Consider the following 17322-nt stretch of genomic DNA (forward strand, 5'->3'; position numbering starts at 1 on the left):
GACAGCGTGCAGCCGGGCCGGTAAGTCGTGGACGGGTTCTTACCAGGAGGTCTGTCATGGAGCACTGGAAAACCATCATCGAAACCGGCAACCGCTGTTTCAGCGAAGGCGACTGGGTCACGGCCCGCGAACTCTATCTGCAGGCGTTGGCCGAGGCTCAGGTGATGTTCGGGCGCTGGCCTGATCACAACATGGCGGTGGCAGCCTTCGTAATTTCCCATCACAACCTGGCCGATTTGCATTTGGCGCTGGGACAGCCGGAGGAGGCTGCGGAAAACCTCTGCGCCAGTCATGAGCGCCTGTTGCAGACCCTGGCCGACAGCCAGCAGCCGCAGGCTCTGCGCGAAGTCGCCCTGCACCACAGCCGCCGCACCTACGTCGAGCTGTTGCAGTTCATCGGCGAGCACGGCGCCTTCCCTCGCACCGATCGTTTGCTGGGCGCTTCGCAGCGCCATGCCTGGCAGCGCCAGTCGGTCAATCCGGCCAGCCAAGGCCGCCACTATCACTGAAGGAGATCGTCCATGCCCTATAGCCTGCCCGCACTGCCATACGCTTACGATGCCCTGGAACCGCATATCGATGCGCAGACCATGGAAATTCATCACGTCAAACACCACCAGACCTACATCAACAATCTGAACGCGGCCCTGGAAGGGACGTCCTATGCACAAGAGCCGGTGGAAGAGCTGCTGAGCCGCTGGAAGGAATTACCGCAGAACCTGCACGCCGCATTGATCAACCAGGGTGGGGGACATGCCAACCACACACTGTTCTGGACGGTCATGTCGCCTTCTGGTGGGGGTAAGCCCGACGGTGAGCTGGCGACAGCGATCGATGCCGAGCTGGGCGGCTTCACGGCGTTCCAGGATGCCTTTACCAAGGCCGCTCTGAGCCGGTTTGGCAGTGGCTGGGCATGGCTCAGCGTGACGTCGGAGAAAAAACTCGTGGTAGAAAGCAGCGCCAACCAGGACAGCCCCTTGATGCATGGCAACACTCCGATCCTCGGGCTGGATGTGTGGGAGCACGCTTACTACCTGCGCTATCAAAATCGCCGGCCGGAGTACATCGGGGCCTTCTACAACGTCATCGACTGGCGTGAAGTGGCGCGTCGATACCGGCAGGCCCTGAGTTGAATGTACGGATATCCCAGGTGATGCGAGCCCCGCTGACTTCCCTTCCCAGCCTCAATGGCCGAGTTCTGCGTTATTTGCTCGGTGGTGCCATCCTGTTTTGCGGTGGGTTGTTGCTCTTCGTTCAGTCGGCCGCGCTGATCGACCAGAGCGTGCAGCCGCAACTCATGCGAGCGATGCAGGCTGGCCTGCTGTGTGCAACGGGGACAGCGCTGGGCGTCTTGCCGGTGCTGTTCATGGGCGAGCTGTCGCAGCGCTGGCGCGACAGCCTGCTCGGTTTCGGCGGCGGCGTCATGCTGGCAGCGACAGTGTTCTCCCTGCTCACCCCGGCATTGGACGTGGCGGCGGAGCAGGGATTTACGCCTTGGGGGGCGGGCGTCATGGCCAGCATCGGCCTGCTGCTGGGCGCCGCAGCACTGCTGGGCCTGGGTAAGCTGCTCGAGGAACGGCGTTACCTGTCTGATCCACAGGCGGGGCCGGGACCGGGCGCGCTGCTGTTCGTGATTGCCATCATGTTGCACAACGTGCCGGAAGGCATGGCTGTCGGAGTCGCTGCGGGAGCCGGACTGGCTGGCGCCGGTGGCCTGGCGATCGGCATTGCCCTGCAGAACGTCCCCGAAGGGCTAATCGTCGCTTTGGTGCTGGCCAGTGCGGGAGTGAGTCGCGGCAAGGCGGTACTGATCGGTGCCGCGTCCGGATTGGTCGAACCGCTGTTCGCGGTACTCTGCGCATGGCTGGTCAGTGTCTCGCAGGTGCTGTTGCCTTGGGGGTTGGCGCTTGCCGCTGGCGCCATGCTGTTCGCGGTCATTCACGAAATCATCCCCGAGTCGCACGGTAACGGGCACCGTGGCGATGCCAGCCTGGCGCTGACGGCGGGCTTCTGCGTAATGATGGTGATGGATACGGCGCTGGCTTGAGGCGGTCTCGGTGCGCCTCATTCGCCTTCGTCGAAGTAGTTTTCGATGAGGCCGACCAGAGCGTCCATGGCCTGCTGGTCCTGCTCGCCTTCGGTATGCAGGTGCACACAGGTGCCCTTGCCCGCAGCCAGCATCATCACTGCCATGATGCTCTTGCCGTCCACCAGGCTTTCGGCGCTACGGCCGATTCGCACCTGGCAGGGGTAGGTGCTCGCCACGCCGACGAACTTCGCCGCGGCGCGGGCGTGCAGGCCGAGCTTGTTGATGATGGTGATTTCACGTGCGGGCATCGCGGCATGGCTCCTTAGCTGAGGTCGCGGTGGCGCACCTGGACGTTCTTCAGCGAGTCTTTGAGTGCCTGGCTCAGGCGGTTGGCCAGATACACCGAGCGGTGGTGACCACCGGTGCAACCAATGGCGATGGTGACGTACGCGCGGTTGCTGGCGGCGAAGCGCGGCAGCCATTTTTCCAGGTAGGCGAGAATGTCCTGATACATCTCCTCGACCTCCGGTTGCGCCGCCAGGTAGTCGACCACTGGTTGATCCAGGCCGGAATAGTCGCGCAGCTCAGGCTTCCAGTAAGGGTTGGGCAGGCAGCGTGCATCGAACACCAGATCGGCGTCGACCGGCATGCCACGCTTGAAACCGAAGGACTCGACGAGAAAGGCGGTGCCGGTCTGCGTCTGGCCGAGCAGGCGCAGCTTGAGCGTATCGCGCAGCTGATAGAGGTTCAGCCTCGTGGTATCGATCTTCAGATCGGCGCGATCGGTGATCGGTGCCAGCAGCTGACTTTCGTAGGCGATGGCCTCGGCCAGCGAGCGGTTGTCGTTGGTCAGCGGGTGGCGTCTGCGGGTTTCCGAGAAGCGTTTGAGCAGCGTCTCGTCTTCGGCGTCGAGGTAGAGCACGTCGCAGCGGATGTTGCGCTGGCGTACTTCTTCGAGCAGCTCCGGGAAGCGCTTGAGCTGGCTCAGCAGGTTGCGTGCATCGATGGAAACGGCCACCTGCGGCAGCAGCATATCGCTGTGTGGCAGGAAGCGCTCGGCGAGGTCGGGCAGCAGGCCGGCCGGCAGGTTGTCGATGCAATAGAAACCGTTGTCCTCAAGTACATCGAGGGCGGTGCTCTTGCCCGAGCCGGAGCGACCGCTGACGATGATCAGGCGCATGTCATTGACCGTTCTGAATGTCCACCACGACCTGATAGAGATCTTCGCCGCTGTTGGCCTGGCGCAGACGTTCGCGTACTTCCTGGCGATCGAGCATGCTGGCGATCTGGCGCAGCAGTTCGAGGTGCGCGTCGGTTGCCGCTTCCGGCACCAGCAGGACGAACAGCAGATCGACCGGCACGCCGTCGATGGCGTCGAAGTCGACCGCGGTGTCGAGGTGCAACACGGCGCTGATCGGTGCACTGCAGCCGGCCAGGCGGCAGTGGGGAATGGCAATGCCGTTGCCGAAGCCGGTGGAACCGAGCTTCTCGCGGGCGATAAGGCTTTCGAAGATGTCCTGGGCATCCAGGTCGGGCAGGTCGCGGGCAACCAGGTTGGCGATCTGTTCGAGCACGCGTTTCTTACTGCCGCCCGGCACGTTCACCAGGGAACGGCCGGGGGTCAGGATGTTTTCAAGTCGGATCATGGATGGGGAATGTTAGCGGGCCGTGGCGCCTTGCAGACGCTCGAGCTGCTTTTCCTTGTGCTTGATGAGTTGACGGTCGAGTTTGTCGGCCAACAGGTCGATGGCAGCGTACATGTCCTGATGTTCGGCATTGGCGACGACTTCGCCGCCGGCGACATGCAGGGTGGCTTCGATCTTCTGCTTGAGTTTCTCGACCTCCATGGTCACCTGAACGTTGGTGATCTTGTCGAAGTGGCGTTCCAGTCGGCCCAGTTTCTCGCCGATATAGTCACGCAGGGCGTCGGTCACATCCAGCTGATGTCCACTGATGTTGACTTGCATACCGCTTTCTCCTTGTTGCCTTGTGTAAGAGACGGGTCTGGTTCGACCCGCCGCCGGAACACTCTGGCCTGAAGACCCTGGGCCTTCAGTCGATCTGGCCTACATCAGTCGCTTGCGCTCACTGGAGGGCGCGATACCGAGGGACTCGCGATACTTGGCGACCGTCCGACGGGCGACTTGGATGCCTTGTGCCTCCAGTAAACCAGCGATCTTGCTGTCACTCAACGGCTTTTTCGCGTTTTCTGCCGCAACCAGTTTCTTGATGATCGCGCGGATCGCGGTGGACGAGCATTCGCCGCCTTCGGAGGTGCTGACGTGGCTGGAGAAGAAATATTTCAGCTCGTAAATGCCGCGCGGGGTGTGCATGAATTTCTGCGTGGTCACGCGCGAAATGGTCGACTCGTGCATGCCGACCGCTTCGGCGATGTCGTGCAGCACCAGAGGCTTCATCGCCTCGTCGCCGTAATCGAGAAAGCCGCGTTGGTGCTCGACGATCTGCGTGGCCACCTTCATCAGCGTCTCGTTGCGGCTCTGCAGGCTCTTGATGAACCAGCGCGCTTCCTGCAGCTGGTTGCGCATGAAGGTGTTGTCGGCGCTGGAGTCGGCGCGTTTGACGAAGCCGGCATACTGCGGGTTGACCCGCAGGCGCGGCATGGCTTCCTGGTTCAGCTCCACCAGCCAGCGGTCGTTGTGCTTGCGCACGATCACGTCCGGAACGACGTACTCCGGCTCGCTGGATTCGATCTGCGACCCCGGGCGCGGATTCAGGCGCTGGATCAGGTCGATGACCTGGCGCAGTTCGTCTTCCTTGAGCTTGGTGCGGCGCATCAGCTGGGCGTAATCGCGGCTGCCGAGCAACTCGAGATAATCGCTGACGACGCGCTGGGTTTCGTTCAGCCAGGACGTATTGGCAGGCAGCTGGCGCAATTGCAGCAGCAGGCATTCGCGCAGGTCGCGGGCACCGATACCGGCCGGTTCGAACTGCTGGATGCGGTGCAGCACCACTTCCACTTCGTCCAGCTCGATATCCAGCTCTGGGTCGAAGGATTCGGTCACTTCCTCGAGGGTTTCCTCGAGATAACCATCGTTGTTGATACAGTCGATCAGGGTGGCGGCGATCAGCCGGTCCTTGTCCGACATGGGGGCCAGGTTCAGTTGCCAGAGCAGATGGCTCTGCAGGCTCTCGCCGGTGGAAGTGCGGGTGGTGAAGTCCCACTCGTCATCATCGTTGCTGGGCAGGCTGCTGGCGCTGGTCTGGTAGATGTCTTCCCAGGCGGTATCGACTGGCAACTCGTTGGGGATGCGGTCGCCCCATTCGCCATCCACCAGGTTATCCACCGTCGGAGTGGTCTCCTGGTAGCTCTCTTCCTTGCTCGGGGCGGGAGCGGCGCTTTCGGCGCCATCAGCCATCGGGTCGCTGTTGTCGAAGTCGTCGCCATCTTCCTGGCGCTCGAGCATGGGATTGGATTCCAGCGCCTCCTGGATTTCCTGTTGCAGGTCCAGGGTCGACAGTTGGAGGAGGCGGATAGCCTGTTGCAGCTGCGGGGTCATCGTCAGCTGCTGGCCCATCTTGAGGACTAGCGATGGTTTCATTGCAGACCTTAATTTACTGGCGAGTTACGCCTTCCACATCAGGGCGCCGAAGCGCCGCCAGGAAGCAAATTATATGCCTGAATTTCTCGTTCTTGCCTAGGGGTTGCAATATTTCTGTAGCGAAATAGCGGCGATCTACAGGCAGTGTGAAGGCGCAGTATTTTCACGCAGCCTGCTACAGGCGGAACTCGTGGCCCAGATAAACTTCCTTCACCGTCTGGTTGGCGAGGATGGTCTCGGCGTCACCTTCGGCGATCAGTTGCCCATCATTGACGATGTAAGCGGTTTCGCAGATATCCAGGGTCTCGCGCACGTTGTGATCGGTGATCAGGATGCCGATGCCCTTGGTCTTGAGGTGATGGATGATCTGCTTGATGTCGCCCACCGAAATCGGGTCGACACCGGCGAAGGGTTCGTCGAGCAGGATGAACTTGGGATTGGTCGCCAGGGCGCGGGCGATCTCCACGCGGCGTCGCTCGCCACCGGACAGGCTCATGCCGAGGCTGTCGGCGATGTGGTGGATATGGAACTCCTGCAGCAGGCTGTCCAGTTCCGCCTGCCGCCCGGCGCGGTCCAAGTCCTTGCGCGTTTCCAGAATGGCCATGATGTTGTCGGCCACAGACAGTTTGCGGAAGATCGAGGCTTCCTGCGGCAGGTAGCCGATGCCGGCGCGCGCGCGGCCGTGCATGGGCTGGTGGCTGACGTCGTGGTCGTCGATCAGCACGCGGCCCTGATCGGCGCGCACCAGGCCGACGATCATGTAGAAGCAGGTGGTCTTGCCGGCGCCATTGGGGCCGAGCAGGCCGACGATCTGACCGCTTTCGATGCTCAAGCTGACGTCACGCACGACCTGGCGGCTCTTGTAGCTTTTCGCCAGGTGTTGGGCTTTGAGAATGGCCATTACTGTTGCTGATCCGCGGGTTTGTTCTTCGGCTGGATGACCATGTCGATGCGCGGGCGCGGCGTGCTGACGTTGCCGCCCGTGGCGCGACCGGCATTGACGATCTGGCGGCGGGTGTCATAGACGATCTTCTCGCCTTCGAAGGTATTGCCTTCCTGAATCACCTTGGCCTGGTCGATCAGTACGATGCGCTCGTTGCTGGCGAAGTACTGGATGGTCTTGCCGTAGGCCTTGACGATGTCCTTGTCCACGGCTGGCTTCTGCTCGTAATAGGCCAGGTTGCCCACCGAGGTGAAGACGTCGATATCGCCACTGGCGGTCTGCGTGATGGTCACGGTGTCGCCGGTGATCTTCAGGGTGCCCTGGGTGATGATCACGTCGCCGCGATAAACCGCGACGCCCTGCTTGTCATCCAGTTCGGCGCTGTCGGCCTGGATGCGGATCGGCTGGTCGCGATCCGATGGCAGTGCCCAGGCAGCCGCGCTTCCCAATGCGGCGCTGAGGCTGAGAATCAGGGGGAGGGTATTAACGAACCTCATGCTGGCCTCTTACGTTGGACTGCAGGAGCATCCTGCCGTCATTCAAGTACGCTTTCATTCCTTGTGCCGTGGTCACCCCGTTGGCCGCGACGATTCTAACGGCTTGCTCGGTCTGCGCATATTCCTTGTCGGGAATAACGGTCATGCGGCTACTGGTGATGATGGTTGGACGGTCCTTGGCATCGGTGCGGGCGATGCGCACGTCGTCGATCAGTTCCACCTCGACGCCGCCGGGCGAGACTTCGGCACGCTGGCTGGTCACTTTCCAGGGCAATTCGGTGCCGCGGTAGAGGTCCAGCTTGGGCGTGTCGATCAGGGTGATGTCGGTACTCTTGACGTGTTCGAGCTTGTCCGCGGTCATGCGGTAGTGCAGTTTGCCGTCATCCTGGAACTGCACGGTGCGTGCGCCGACCACATAGAAGTCGATGACATTGTCATCGCCGTTCTGCTGGGCTACGCGGGCGCTGTCCGGCGCGAGGTTCCAGTAGCCGAGAGCGGCCACCACCACTGCGATCAGCGCGAAGATCAGAGTATTGAGAAGTTTACGCGGCATGCTGTTCTCTATAGATAGGCGGCCTGGGCCGCTTCCAGTGTGCCCTGGGCACGCATGATCAGTTCGCAGAATTCCCGCGCCGCACCGTCACCGCCACGTGCCTGGGTCACGCCATGGGCATGCTGGCGCACGAAACTGTCGGCGCTGGCCACGGCCATGCCCAATCCGACACGGCGAATCACCGGAAGGTCCGGCAGGTCGTCGCCCAGATAGGCAACTTCTTCATAGCTTAGGCCGAGTTCGGCGAGCAGGCCGTCGAGCACCACGAGTTTGTCCTCGCGGCCCTGGAACAGGTGCTGGATGCCGAGGTTGTTGGCGCGGCGCTCCACTACCGGAGTCTTGCGGCCGCTGATGATGGCGGTGCGCACGCCCGAATTGATCAGCATCTTGATGCCGTGACCGTCGAGCGTATTGAAGGTCTTGAACTCGCTGCCGTCTTCGAGAAAGTACAGGCGGCCGTCGGTGAGCACGCCATCGACGTCGAAGATCGCCAGTTTGACGGCGCGGGCGCGTTGCAGCAGGTCATTCATCACATTACTCCGGCGCGCAGCAGGTCGTGCATGTTGAGGGCGCCGACCGGCTTGTCCTGGTCGTCGACCACCACCAGCGCGTTGATCTTGTGGTCTTCCATGATCTTCAGGGCTTCGGCGGCGAGCATCTCGGCGCGGGCAGTCTTGCCGTGCGGGGTCATGACCTCGTCGATCGACGCCTGGCGTACGTCGATGCCCTTGTCCAGGGTGCGGCGCAGATCGCCATCGGTGAAGATGCCGGCCAGGCGGCCGTCTTCTTCCAGTACCACGGTCATGCCCAGGCCTTTCTGGGTCATTTCCAGCAGCGCGTCGCGCAGGCTGGTGCCACGGTGCACGCAGGGCAGCGCATCGCCCTTGTGCATGACGTTCTCCACCTTGAGCAACAGGCGACGGCCGAGGGCACCACCCGGATGGGAGAAGGCGAAGTCTTCAGCGGTGAAGCCGCGCGCTTCCAGCAGGGCGATGGCCAGGGCATCGCCCAGCACCAGGCTGGCAGTGGTCGAGGAGGTCGGCGCCAGGTTCAGCGGGCAGGCTTCCTGCGATACGCGGGCATCGAGATTGACTTCGGCGGCTTTGGCCAGGGGCGAGTCGGGGTTGCCGGTCATGCTGATCAGGCGGATGCCGAGGCGCTTGATCAGCGGCAGCAGGGTGACGATCTCGGCGGTCGAGCCCGAGTTGGACAGGGCCAGGACGATGTCGTCCTTGGTGATCATGCCCATGTCGCCGTGGCTGGCTTCGGCCGGATGGACGAAGAACGCCGTGGTGCCGGTGCTGGCCAGGGTCGCGGCGATCTTGTTGCCGATGTGCCCGGACTTGCCCATGCCGACCACGACCACGCGTCCCTTGCAGTTCAGAATGAGCTCGCAGGCCTTGATGAAATCGGCATCGATACGGGGCAGCAGCTCCTGCACCGCTTCGAGTTCGAGGCGAATGGTGCGCTGCGCGGAGTCGATCAGGTCGCGGGTCTGGTTCATTGGGCTGAGCTGTCGGGCGAAAAAAGACGGGGATTATAACGGGAAAAGCTTTCTGCGCTCACCTCTGCTTTAAGCAGCCATTGTCGAAGCTGTCGCAAGTCTGAACGCCGTATTGTGGCGCTATTGGGCGGCATGTCCGGCAAATGCTATAGTTCGCGGCCATTTTGGCCCCCTCTGGCCGGCGCGTGTCCTGGCATCGGGAGGCGGCGTCTGCAAGGAAGGCCTGGTTTTCGAGGAGTTCAGATGAGCGCCGAGCACGAGTACGCGATCGAGTTGCAGGGCGTCAGCTTTCAGCGCGGCGCGCGGTCGATTTTCGATAAGGTCGACATCCGCATTCCGCGCGGTAAGGTCACCGGCATCATGGGCCCCTCCGGCTGCGGCAAGACTACCTTGTTGCGTCTGATCGCCGCCGAGCTGCGCCCCTCCGCAGGCGATGTCCGCGTCGACGGCGTGAGCCTGCCGAAGCTGTCGCGGGACGAGCTGTTCGACATGCGCAAGCAGATGGGCGTGCTGTTTCAGAGCGGCGCGCTGTTCACCGATCTCGACGTGTTCGAGAACGTGGCGTTCCCGCTACGGGTGCACACCAAGCTTCCGGAAGAGATGATTCGCGACATCGTCCTGATGAAACTGCAGGCCGTTGGCCTGCGCGGCGCGCTGGAGCTGATGCCGGACGAGCTGTCCGGCGGCATGAAGCGTCGTGTGGCGCTGGCCCGCGCTATCGCTCTCGATCCGCAAATTCTGCTGTATGACGAGCCGTTCGTCGGCCAGGACCCTATCGCCATGGGCGTGCTGGTGCGTCTGATTCGCCTGCTCAACGATGCGCTGGGGATCACCAGCGTGGTGGTCTCTCACGATCTCGCGGAAACCGCCAGCATCGCGGATTACATTTACGTTGTCGGCGATGCGCAGGTATTGGGGCAGGGCACGCCGGCCGAGCTGATGGAGTCGGATAATCCGCGTATTCGTCAGTTCATGAAGGGCATTCCGGACGGCCCGGTGCCGTTCCATTTTCCAGCGCCGGACTACCGCGAAGATCTGTTGGGGAGAGGTTGATGCGCAGAATTTCACCGCTCGAACGGCTGCGGCTGTTCGGTCGTGCGGGTATCGATGTGGTTGCGACGCTGGGGCGCTCGGTGCTGTTCCTAGTCGGCGCGCTGTTCGGCCGCAGTCGCGCCGGCAAGCCGTTGCAACTGTTGATCAAACAGCTGTTCGCGGTCGGCGTGATGTCGCTGGCGATCATCGTCGTCTCCGGCGTTTTCATCGGCATGGTGCTGGCCCTGCAGGGCTACAACATCCTGGTCAGCTATGGCTCCGAGCAGGCGGTCGGGCAGATGGTCGCCCTGACCCTGCTGCGTGAACTGGGGCCGGTGGTCACTGCGCTGCTGTTCGCCGGTCGCGCAGGTTCGGCGCTGACCGCCGAGATCGGCAACATGAAGTCGACCGAGCAGCTCTCCAGCCTGGAGATGATCGGTGTCGACCCGCTCAAGTACATCGTCGCGCCACGGCTGTGGGCCGGTTTCATCTCGATGCCGCTGCTGGCGATGATCTTCAGTGTCGTCGGCATCTGGGGCGGGGCGATGGTCGCCGTGGACTGGCTGGGCGTCTACGAGGGCTCGTTCTGGTCCAACATGCAGAACAGTGTTTCCTTTTATGACGATGTGCTCAATGGCGTGATCAAGAGCATCGTCTTCGCCTTCGTGGTGACCTGGATCGCCGTGTTCCAGGGCTACGACTGCGAACCCACTTCCGAGGGCATCAGCCGCGCGACCACGCGCACCGTGGTGTATGCCTCGCTGGCCGTGCTTGGCCTGGATTTCATTCTGACCGCTTTGATGTTTGGAGACTTCTGATGCAAAACCGCACGCTGGAGATTGGTGTCGGCCTGTTCCTCATGGCCGGTGTGCTGGCCCTGCTGCTGTTGGCCCTGCGCGTCAGCGGCCTGAGCGTCGGCAGTGCAGGCGATACCTACAAGGTCTACGCCTACTTCGACAACATCGCCGGGCTGACCGTACGCGCCAAGGTGACCATGGCCGGCGTGAGCATCGGCAAGGTCACCGCCGTCGACCTGGACCGCGACAGTTACATGGGCCGAGTGACCCTGGAACTCGATGGCAACGTCAATAACCTGCCCGAGGATTCCACCGCGTCGATCCTGACTGCAGGTCTGCTCGGTGAGAAGTACATCGGCATCAGCGTCGGTGGTGACGAGGAGGTGCTCAAGGACGGCAGTACCATCCACGATACGCAGTCCTCGCTGGTGCTGGAAGACCTGATTGGCAAATTCCTGCTCAATTCGGTCAATAAAGATGAAGCCAATTGATGAGGGCTCCTGACATGTTCAAGACCGTGCGTAATTCCCTGCTGGCGTTGCTTGCCGCCATGCCGCTGCTAGCCGTCGCCGCGCCAAGCGCCCACGAGGTGGTGCAGCAGACCACCGATACCCTGCTGGCCGACCTCAAGGCCAACAAGGAGCGCTATCGCAGCGATCCCAATGCGTTCTATGAGTCGCTCAACGAGATTCTCGGCCCGGTGGTCGACGTCGATGGCATCTCCCGTGGCGTGATGACCGTGCGCTACTCGCGCCAGGCCTCGCCCGAGCAGATGAGCCGCTTCCAGGAGAACTTCAAGCGCAGCCTGATGCAGTTCTATGGCAACGCCCTGCTCGAATACAACAACCAGGACATCCGCGTACTGCCGGCCAGCGGCAAGCAGGACGCCGAGCGCACGTCGGTCGGCATGGAAATCCGCGACGGCAAGGGCGTAGTTTATCCGCTGTCCTACACCATGGTTTCCCAGGATGGCACCTGGAAGCTGCGCAACGTGGTGATTAATGGCATCAACGTCGGCAAGCTGTTCCGCGACCAGTTCGCCCAGTCGATGCAGAACAACCGCAACGATCTGGACAAGGTCATCGACACCTGGGCCGATACCGTGGCCAGGGCGCGCCAGGCTCGGGGCGAGTCGTGAGTCAGGCGAGCATCAGCGAGCGCGCCGCTGGGCAACTGCAGCTCAGTGGTGTGCTCGATTACCGCACCGGCCCGCAGTTGCGTGAGCAGGGCGCGCGTTTGATCGCCGCCAGCAGCGCCGCGCAGCTGTCGCTCGACTGCAGTGCGGTGGAGAAATCCAGCAGCGTCGGTCTGGCGCTGCTGCTGGCGTTCGTTCGCGATGCGCGCAAGGCAGGGCGTGAGCTGTCGATCGGTGCGCTGCCCGAGGACATGCGCGAGATCGCCCAGGTCGGCGGTCTGCTGGAGTTGCTGCCGCTGCAACCGTGAAGCGCTTCCCGTCGTTCCGTCAGCACCGCTGCTGGCGGGGTTCGCAGGCGGGAGGCTTTTTTGTATGATGGCCGACCCGCGGGCGTAGGTAGCCCGAATGCGTCAGTCGAGGTCGAGCATGCAGGCTGCAGAAGTAAAAAGCCTCCTAGAGGAAAAACTCCCGAACACCCAGGTGGAAGTCGAAGGCGAAGGCTGCAACTTCCAGCTCAACCTGATCAGCGACGAGCTGGCTGCACTCAGCCCGGTCAAGCGTCAGCAGCAGATCTACGCCCATCTCAATGCCTGGATCGCCAGTGGCAGCATCCACGCCGTGACCATGAAATTCTTCAGCCAGGCCGATTGGGCCGCGCGTTCCTGAGCCTGCGGGCGACGAGATTCCTATGGATAAACTGATCATTACCGGCGGTGCTCGCCTCGATGGCGAAATCCGCATTTCCGGTGCGAAGAACTCTGCGCTGCCGATTCTGGCTGCCACCCTGCTGGGCGACGCCCCCGTCACCATCTGCAACCTGCCGCACCTGCACGACATCACCACCATGATCGAGCTGTTCGGTCGCATGGGCATCGAGCCGGTGATCGACGAGAAGCTGGCGGTGGAAGTCGACGCCCGCGCGATCAAGACCCTGGTTGCACCCTACGAGCTGGTAAAGACCATGCGCGCCTCGATCCTGGTGCTCGGCCCGATGGTCGCCCGTTTCGGTGAGGCCGAAGTGGCGCTGCCGGGCGGTTGCGCCATCGGTTCGCGTCCGGTCGACCTGCACATCCGCGGCCTCGAGGCGATGGGCGCGATCATCGATGTCGAAGGCGGCTACATCAAGGCCAAGGCGCCGGAAGGCGGCCTGCGCGGCGCGCACTTCTTCTTCGACGTGGTCAGCGTGACCGGTACCGAGAACATCATGATGGCCGCGACCCTGGCCAAGGGCCGCAGCGTGCTGGAAAACGCCGCGCGCGAGCCGGAGGTGGTCGACCTGGCCAACTGCCTGATCGCCATGGGAGCGAAGATCCAGGGTGCCGGCACCGATACCATCATCATCGACGGCGTCGAGCGCCTGCATGGCGCGCGCTTCAGCGTGATGCCCGACCGTATCGAGACCGGTACCTACCTGGTCGCCGCCGCCGTCACCGGTGGCCGCGTCAAGGTCAAGGATGCCGACCCGTCGACCCTGGAGGCCGTGCTGGCCAAGCTGCAGGAAGCGGGCGCCGAGATCACCACCGGCCCGGACTGGATCGAGCTGGACATGAAGGGCAAGCGGCCGAAGGCCGTCAACCTGCGCACTGCGCCGTACCCGGCGTTCCCCACCGACATGCAGGCGCAGTTCATCGCCCTGAATGCCGTGGCCGAAGGCACTGGCACCATCATAGAAACCGTCTTCGAAAACCGCTTCATGCACGTCTACGAGATGCTGCGCATGGGCGCTAACATCCTGGTCGAAGGCAATACGGCGGTGGTCACCGGCGTAGAGATGCTCAAGGGCGCGCCCGTGATGGCGACCGACCTGCGTGCGTCGGCGAGCCTGGTGCTGGCTGCGCTGGTGGCCGAAGGCGATACGCTGATCGACCGCATCTACCACATCGACCGTGGCTACGAGTGCATCGAAGAGAAACTGCAACTGCTCGGTGCCAAGATCCGCCGAGTGCCGGGCTAAGTCTCCATTGCTGTAAGACCGCACCGATTGGTGCGGCCGCTTCCGCTCAAGGAAACCGTTTCATGCTGACCATCGCCCTGTCCAAAGGCCGCATTCTCGATGACACCCTGCCGCTGTTGGCGGCTGCCGGTATCGAGCCGACCGAGAACCCGGACAAGAGCCGCAAGCTGATCATCCCCACCACTCAGGATGACGTGCGCCTGTTGATCGTGCGTGCCACCGACGTGCCGACCTATGTCGAGCATGGCGCCGCCGACCTCGGCGTGGCAGGCAAGGACGTGCTGATGGAATACGGCGGCCAGGGCATCTACGAGCCGCTGGATCTGCAGATCGCCAAGTGCAAGCTGATGACCGCCGGCAAGGTCGGTGCGCCGGAGCCGAAAGGACGCCTGCGTGTGGCCACCAAGTTCGTCAACGTTGCCAAGCGCTACTACGCCGAGCAGGGCCGCCAAGTCGACATCATCAAGCTGTACGGCTCGATGGAGTTGGCGCCGCTGGTGGGTCTGGCCGACAAGATCATCGACGTGGTCGACACCGGCAACACCCTGCGTGCCAACGGCCTGGAGCCGCAGGAACTGATCGCCACCATCAGCTCGCGCCTGATCGTCAACAAGGCTTCGATGAAGATGCAGCACGCGCGCATCCAGGCGCTGATCGAAACCCTGCGTGGCGCCGTCGAGGCGCGACACCAAGGCTGACTCTTTTCGCGACCTCTGGTCGCGGCAGCCTATCCGTGTCATAGCCATTTTTCTTGGGTGCCCGCACGGTGGGCTTGCTACATTACGGGCGCCCGAGAAAAACGCCATTTAATGAGGCTTTCGCTATGACCGCACCCGTTGCCATCCGCCGACTCAACGCCGCCGACACGGACTTCGCGCGTCATCTGGATCATCTGCTGTCCTGGGAAAGCGTCTCCGACGATGGCGTCAACCAGCGCGTGCTGGAAATCATCCAGGCCGTGCGCGAGCGCGGCGATGCCGCTCTGGTCGAGTACACCCAGCGTTTCGATGGCCTTGAGGTCGCCTCCATGGCCGACCTGATCCTGCCGCGCGAGCGTCTGGAGCTGGCCCTGACCCGCATCAGCGCCGAGCAGCGCCAGGCCCTCGAAGTCGCCGCCGAGCGCGTGCGCGGCTACCACGAGAAGCAGAAGCAGGACTCCTGGCGCTACACCGAAGCCGACGGCACCGTGCTGGGTCAGAAGGTCACGCCGCTGGACCGCGCCGGCCTGTACGTGCCGGGCGGCAAGGCGTCCTATCCGTCGTCGGTGCTGATGAACGCGATCCCGGCCAAGGTCGCCGGCGTGCCCGAGGTGGTCATGGTGGTGCCGACCCCGCGCGGCGAGATCAACGAGATCGTCCTGGCTGCGGCTGCCATCGCCGGCGTCGACCGCGTCTTCACCATCGGTGGCGCCCAGGCCGTCGCCGCGTTGGCCTATGGCACCGAGAGCGTGCCGCCGGTGGACAAGATCGTCGGCCCCGGCAATATCTATGTGGCCACTGCCAAGCGCCACGTGTTCGGCAAGGTGGGCATCGACATGATCGCCGGCCCGTCGGAAATCCTGGTGGTCTGCGACGGCCAGACCGATCCGGACTGGATCGCCATGGACCTGTTCTCCCAGGCCGAGCACGACGAGGATGCCCAGTCGATCCTGGTCAGCCCGGATGCCGCTTTCCTCGACAAGGTTGCCGAGAGCATCGCCAAGCTGCTGCCGACCATGGAGCGGGCCGAGATCATCCGCACCTCGCTGGAAGGTCGTGGCGCGCTGATCCAGGTGGCGGACATGGCCCAAGCCATCGAGGTGGCCAACCACATCGCACCGGAGCACCTGGAGCTGTCGGTGGCCGATCCGGAAGCCTGGTTGCCGCAGATCCGCCACGCTGGCGCCATCTTCATGGGGCGCTATACCGCAGAAGCCCTGGGCGATTACGTGGCCGGCCCGAATCACGTGCTGCCCACTTCCGGTACTGCGCGCTTTTCCTCGCCGCTGGGGGTGTACGACTTCCAGAAGCGCTCGTCGATCATCTTCTGCTCGCCGGATGGCGCATCGGAACTGGGCAAGAGTGCTTCGGTGCTGGCCCGTGGCGAGTCGCTGACCGCGCACGCACGCAGCGCCGAGTACCGTATCAAAGAGTGACCCGAACCGCGTAGGCGCGAGTTCTGCTCGCGAATGCCATTTCCGCGAGCAAGCTCGCTCCTACAAAAGCAAAGCGAACCGAATTCGAGGAGAGAAGGGCAGATGAGCAAATTCTGGAGCCCCTTCGTCAAGGACCTGGTGCCCTATGTGCCGGGCGAGCAGCCCAAGTTGAGCAAGCTGGTCAAGCTCAACACCAACGAGAACCCCTACGGCCCGTCGCCCAAAGCCATTGATGCGATGCAGGCCGAGCTCAGCGACGACCTGCGGCTGTATCCGGACCCCAACGGCGAGCGCCTGAAGCAGGCGGTGGCCGATTACTACGGCGTGCAGCCGGCCCAGGTGTTCGTCGGTAACGGTTCCGACGAAGTCCTGGCGCATGCCTTCCACGGCCTGTTCCAGCACGACGCGCCGCTGCTGTTCCCGGATATCAGCTACAGCTTCTACCCGGTTTACTGCGGCCTGTATGGCATCGACTTCGAGCAGGTGGCGCTGGATGATGAGTTCCAGATCCGCGTCGAGGATTACGCCAAGCCGAATGCCGGCATCATCTTCCCCAACCCCAACGCGCCGACCGGTTGTCTGCTGCCCCTCGATGCTGTCGAGCGGCTGCTGCAGGGCAGCCCGGATTCAGTGGTGCTGGTCGATGAGGCCTACATCGACTTCGGCGGCCAAAGTGCTATCGCTCTGGTCGACAAGTACCCGAACCTGCTGGTGACCCAGACCTTGTCCAAGTCGCGTTCGCTGGCCGGTCTGCGCGTCGGCATCGCGGTCGGTCACCCGGATCTGATCGAGGCGCTGGAGCGGATCAAGAACAGCTTCAACTCCTACCCGCTCGATCGCATGGCCATCGCCGGTGCGGCAGCAGCGTTCGAGGATCGTGATTATTTCGAAAAGACCTGCCAGCAGGTGATTGCCAGCCGCGAGGCGGTGGTTGCCGGCCTGCAGAATCTTGGCTTTGACGTATTGCCGTCGGCCGCCAACTTTGTCTTCGCCCGTCATCCGGGCAAGGATGCCGCGGCCCTCGCGGCAGGATTGCGCGAGCAGGGCGTGATCGTGCGTCACTTCAAGCAGCAGCGCATCGCTCAGTTTCTGCGTATCACCATCGGCACGGCGGAGCAGAACCAGGCTCTGCTGGACGCCCTGCAAGGCCTGTAAGCCAGGCAGCAGGTTGCAAAAAAGCCGGT

Annotated in this window: 23 protein-coding genes; 13 read left to right on the top strand and 10 right to left on the bottom strand. The window is 62.9% G+C overall.

All coding sequences use genetic code 11. The features are described 5' to 3' along the window. Positions 1–56 precede the first annotated feature (56 nt). The 3 genes from B3P22_RS18825 to B3P22_RS18835 are packed head-to-tail and all read left to right on the top strand — an operon-like array spanning position 57 to position 2047. The gene (locus B3P22_RS18825; protein ID WP_275547019.1) at positions 57–509 is read left to right on the top strand and encodes a tetratricopeptide repeat protein; all 453 of its coding nucleotides are present in this window, start codon (positions 57–59) and stop codon (positions 507–509) included. A 12-nt stretch (positions 510–521) separates the two neighbouring features. After that, positions 522–1133 carry a superoxide dismutase gene (locus B3P22_RS18830; protein ID WP_275547020.1) on the top strand — a complete coding sequence of 204 codons (612 nt, stop codon included), beginning with the start codon at positions 522–524 and terminating at the stop codon, positions 1131–1133. 20 nt (positions 1134–1153) lie between these two features. Continuing rightward, complete coding sequence (locus tag B3P22_RS18835; protein WP_296272097.1) at positions 1154–2047, top strand: ZIP family metal transporter; 894 nt, start codon at positions 1154–1156, stop codon at positions 2045–2047. Between the two features lie 17 nt (positions 2048–2064). Here the strand turns inward: B3P22_RS18835 and B3P22_RS18840 are convergent, their stop codons facing one another. The 10 genes from B3P22_RS18840 to B3P22_RS18885 form a co-directional block, all read right to left on the bottom strand. Beyond that, positions 2065–2337 carry an HPr family phosphocarrier protein gene (locus B3P22_RS18840; protein ID WP_197857567.1) on the bottom strand — a complete coding sequence of 91 codons (273 nt, stop codon included), beginning with the start codon at positions 2335–2337 and terminating at the stop codon, positions 2065–2067. Between the two features lie 14 nt (positions 2338–2351). Next, positions 2352–3209 (bottom strand): RNase adapter RapZ, encoded by an 858-nt coding sequence (gene rapZ, locus B3P22_RS18845; protein ID WP_275547021.1) that lies wholly within the window; start codon positions 3207–3209, stop codon positions 2352–2354. A gap of 1 nt (position 3210) precedes the next feature. After that, positions 3211–3675: a PTS IIA-like nitrogen regulatory protein PtsN gene (gene ptsN / locus B3P22_RS18850; protein WP_197857565.1), complete on the bottom strand. Its 465-nt coding sequence runs from the start codon at positions 3673–3675 to the stop codon at positions 3211–3213. Between the two features lie 12 nt (positions 3676–3687). Then, complete coding sequence (gene hpf / locus B3P22_RS18855; RefSeq protein ID WP_003242873.1) at positions 3688–3996, bottom strand: ribosome hibernation-promoting factor, HPF/YfiA family; 309 nt, start codon at positions 3994–3996, stop codon at positions 3688–3690. Between the two features lie 99 nt (positions 3997–4095). Next, positions 4096–5589 (bottom strand): RNA polymerase factor sigma-54, encoded by a 1494-nt coding sequence (locus B3P22_RS18860; protein WP_296272100.1) that lies wholly within the window; start codon positions 5587–5589, stop codon positions 4096–4098. Between the two features lie 175 nt (positions 5590–5764). After that, entirely contained in the window at positions 5765–6490 is a 726-nt protein-coding gene (lptB, locus tag B3P22_RS18865; protein ID WP_197857563.1) for an LPS export ABC transporter ATP-binding protein, read from the bottom strand. Further along, positions 6490–7029 (bottom strand): lipopolysaccharide transport periplasmic protein LptA, encoded by a 540-nt coding sequence (gene lptA, locus B3P22_RS18870; protein ID WP_197857562.1) that lies wholly within the window; start codon positions 7027–7029, stop codon positions 6490–6492. The genes lptB and lptA overlap by 1 nt, the downstream gene beginning before the upstream one ends. Beyond that, complete coding sequence (gene lptC / locus B3P22_RS18875; RefSeq protein ID WP_197857554.1) at positions 7016–7582, bottom strand: LPS export ABC transporter periplasmic protein LptC; 567 nt, start codon at positions 7580–7582, stop codon at positions 7016–7018. The genes lptA and lptC overlap by 14 nt, the downstream gene beginning before the upstream one ends. An 8-nt stretch (positions 7583–7590) precedes the next feature. After that, the gene (locus B3P22_RS18880; protein ID WP_197857552.1) at positions 7591–8112 is read right to left on the bottom strand and encodes a KdsC family phosphatase; all 522 of its coding nucleotides are present in this window, start codon (positions 8110–8112) and stop codon (positions 7591–7593) included. Next, positions 8112–9086, bottom strand: a complete 975-nt coding sequence (locus B3P22_RS18885) for a KpsF/GutQ family sugar-phosphate isomerase (RefSeq protein WP_296272103.1) — start codon at positions 9084–9086, stop codon at positions 8112–8114. The genes B3P22_RS18880 and B3P22_RS18885 overlap by 1 nt, the downstream gene beginning before the upstream one ends. Before the next feature lie 243 nt (positions 9087–9329). On the opposite strand from B3P22_RS18885, the gene B3P22_RS18890 reads away from it, so the two are divergent. From B3P22_RS18890 to hisC, 10 genes are all read left to right on the top strand, one after another. After that, on the top strand, positions 9330–10139 hold the full coding sequence (locus tag B3P22_RS18890) for an ABC transporter ATP-binding protein (RefSeq protein WP_296272105.1): 810 nt from the start codon (positions 9330–9332) through the stop codon (positions 10137–10139). After that, positions 10139–10936, top strand: coding sequence for a lipid asymmetry maintenance ABC transporter permease subunit MlaE (gene mlaE, locus B3P22_RS18895; RefSeq protein ID WP_197857542.1), 798 nt, complete (start codon positions 10139–10141; stop codon positions 10934–10936). Before B3P22_RS18890 ends, mlaE begins: the two co-directional genes overlap by 1 nt. Next, a complete protein-coding gene (gene mlaD / locus B3P22_RS18900) occupies positions 10936–11406 on the top strand; it encodes an outer membrane lipid asymmetry maintenance protein MlaD (protein ID WP_197857541.1) in 471 nt (156 codons plus the stop codon). The genes mlaE and mlaD overlap by 1 nt, the downstream gene beginning before the upstream one ends. A 14-nt stretch (positions 11407–11420) precedes the next feature. Further along, positions 11421–12053: an MlaC/ttg2D family ABC transporter substrate-binding protein gene (locus B3P22_RS18905; RefSeq protein ID WP_275547025.1), complete on the top strand. Its 633-nt coding sequence runs from the start codon at positions 11421–11423 to the stop codon at positions 12051–12053. Continuing rightward, a complete protein-coding gene (locus tag B3P22_RS18910; RefSeq protein WP_296272108.1) occupies positions 12050–12358 on the top strand; it encodes an STAS domain-containing protein in 309 nt (102 codons plus the stop codon). Before B3P22_RS18905 ends, B3P22_RS18910 begins: the two co-directional genes overlap by 4 nt. 118 nt (positions 12359–12476) lie before the next feature. Then, entirely contained in the window at positions 12477–12716 is a 240-nt protein-coding gene (locus B3P22_RS18915; RefSeq protein ID WP_197857538.1) for a BolA family protein, read from the top strand. 22 nt (positions 12717–12738) lie between these two features. Next, entirely contained in the window at positions 12739–14004 is a 1266-nt protein-coding gene (gene murA, locus B3P22_RS18920) for a UDP-N-acetylglucosamine 1-carboxyvinyltransferase (protein ID WP_197857537.1), read from the top strand. Positions 14005–14066: 62 nt separating this feature from the next. Next, positions 14067–14702, top strand: a complete 636-nt coding sequence (gene hisG / locus B3P22_RS18925; protein ID WP_037046535.1) for an ATP phosphoribosyltransferase — start codon at positions 14067–14069, stop codon at positions 14700–14702. 125 nt (positions 14703–14827) lie between these two features. After that, positions 14828–16138 carry a histidinol dehydrogenase gene (hisD, locus tag B3P22_RS18930; protein WP_296272113.1) on the top strand — a complete coding sequence of 437 codons (1311 nt, stop codon included), beginning with the start codon at positions 14828–14830 and terminating at the stop codon, positions 16136–16138. A 102-nt stretch (positions 16139–16240) separates the two neighbouring features. Continuing rightward, entirely contained in the window at positions 16241–17293 is a 1053-nt protein-coding gene (gene hisC, locus B3P22_RS18935; RefSeq protein WP_296272115.1) for a histidinol-phosphate transaminase, read from the top strand. The last annotated feature ends 29 nt before the right edge of the window (positions 17294–17322 follow it).

It is taken from the genome of Pseudomonas sp. UBA6323 (assembly GCF_002439135.1).
GTDB lineage: Bacteria > Pseudomonadota > Gammaproteobacteria > Pseudomonadales > Pseudomonadaceae > Aquipseudomonas.